The following is a 1,284-nucleotide window of genomic DNA, read 5'->3' as shown; positions in this document are numbered from 1 at the left end:
TTTTTGTCATAAGTAAGCCTCCCGTTTTCTAGGATGCCTTCATTTTCTCATGATGTTTCATTGAATAATATGTGTGGGGGATTTGACGCTTACATTCTAAAAGCTTTTTATTTAAGTTATGTCTCAATTTCCCATAAGCTACTGGTCTTCCATCCACAAACATCCAGTAAATCGTTTGTGGGACATATCCTTCAGACAAATTTATCCCTTTCGATATCTCTACCAATCTTGGTAATGCTTCTTTGAATTCATCAAAAGTGTTTCCAGCAAAATTGCTGGTGAAACCATTCTCACCAAAACCAATTTCATTTAGCATTTCAAATATTGCTTTGTCATCACTTCTGACAAAGCTCTAATTTCAATTTTCATTGTTATCACCTGTTTTATTAAGTTTTTAGGCGGTTTCATATAACGTTTTTGTATTCACGAACCTTCACTGCCTTAAACGACCGGAGGGAGTGGCCGCGACGCGGTTAGGCTGTGCAAGGTTGTCCGGCTGAATAGGCTTCCCTGCTACTGATATACTCCAATCGAATATGCTTCTTCTGCTTCGGCCGGACCAAGGAGCGTTAGCGACGCAGCGTGAATACGGTGTTATACGACGTGCCTTCTTCTCGATTAATCCCACCAAGCATTTAGACCATCGGTTGTAGTAATTGCATCAGCATTATTACAAAGTAATTTGAAAGCTCTAGTCAATTTTTCCGTTTCTAATTCTTTAGTAACCGATAGCTGGTCTATTGTAATTCTATAATCATTTCTAGTAGGTCCTACAATATACCCTTCAGCAAATACCTGTGGAAATTCAACCATAAAATTAAATATCTCTATTACATTAGGTGAGTTATTCTGATTATCATAGGGGTTAATAAACTCATTAATTATTAAATTCTCAAGCATACTAACGTCCATATTTTTAAAATATACAATTTTATTTAGTTCATCATCCCAATTATTATGAATTCTTAGTAATTTATCTCTAGACTCATAATCCATATTGTATTCAAATTCATTTTGTTGAACTGAGAGTTTTTTTAAAGCCTCCGGCGATGGGTAAAACTTTAGTTTTGGATTAAAATTCTCAGTATGAACATCATATTCGTGAGGTAAGTCAACGGTTATTGGTTCATGGTTGAAATTATTAGCTCAACTTTCGCAGAGTCAAAATGGTCATTACAGTAGGCATGACATAGGTTTGAAGCCGAATGATTAGTTGACTTGACGCCATAGAAAAACACCGCTTCATTTGGTAAAGTGAAGGTGTCGAACAATCACTACCATACA

2 protein-coding genes are annotated in these 1,284 nt (G+C 36.0%); both read right to left on the bottom strand.

Annotated elements, in window-relative coordinates; genetic code table 11:
• Nucleotides 1-28: 28 nt before the first annotated feature.
• The gene (locus HFP08_RS28790; RefSeq protein ID WP_168124074.1) at nucleotides 29-316 is read right to left on the bottom strand and encodes a hypothetical protein; all 288 of its coding nucleotides are present in this window, start codon (nucleotides 314-316) and stop codon (nucleotides 29-31) included.
• Nucleotides 317-618: 302 nt separating this feature from the next.
• On the bottom strand, nucleotides 619-996 hold the full coding sequence (locus HFP08_RS28785; protein WP_168124073.1) for a hypothetical protein: 378 nt from the start codon (nucleotides 994-996) through the stop codon (nucleotides 619-621).
• Between the last annotated feature and the right edge of the window lie 288 nt (nucleotides 997-1,284).

The organism is Paenibacillus sp. HB172176 (genome assembly GCF_011947265.1).
Classification (GTDB): Bacteria; Bacillota; Bacilli; order Paenibacillales; family Paenibacillaceae; genus Pristimantibacillus.
Note: the sequence above shows the minus strand (reverse complement) of the source record. Positions and strands in the feature narration are given on the sequence as shown.

Excerpts from the sequence above, each read along its gene's own strand:
- HFP08_RS28790 (WP_168124074.1), bottom strand. The coding sequence starts at position 316 with ATGCTAAATGAAATTGGTTTTGGTGAGAATGGTTTCACCAGCAATTTT.
- HFP08_RS28785 (WP_168124073.1), bottom strand. The coding sequence starts at position 996 with ATGGATTATGAGTCTAGAGATAAATTACTAAGAATTCATAATAATTGG.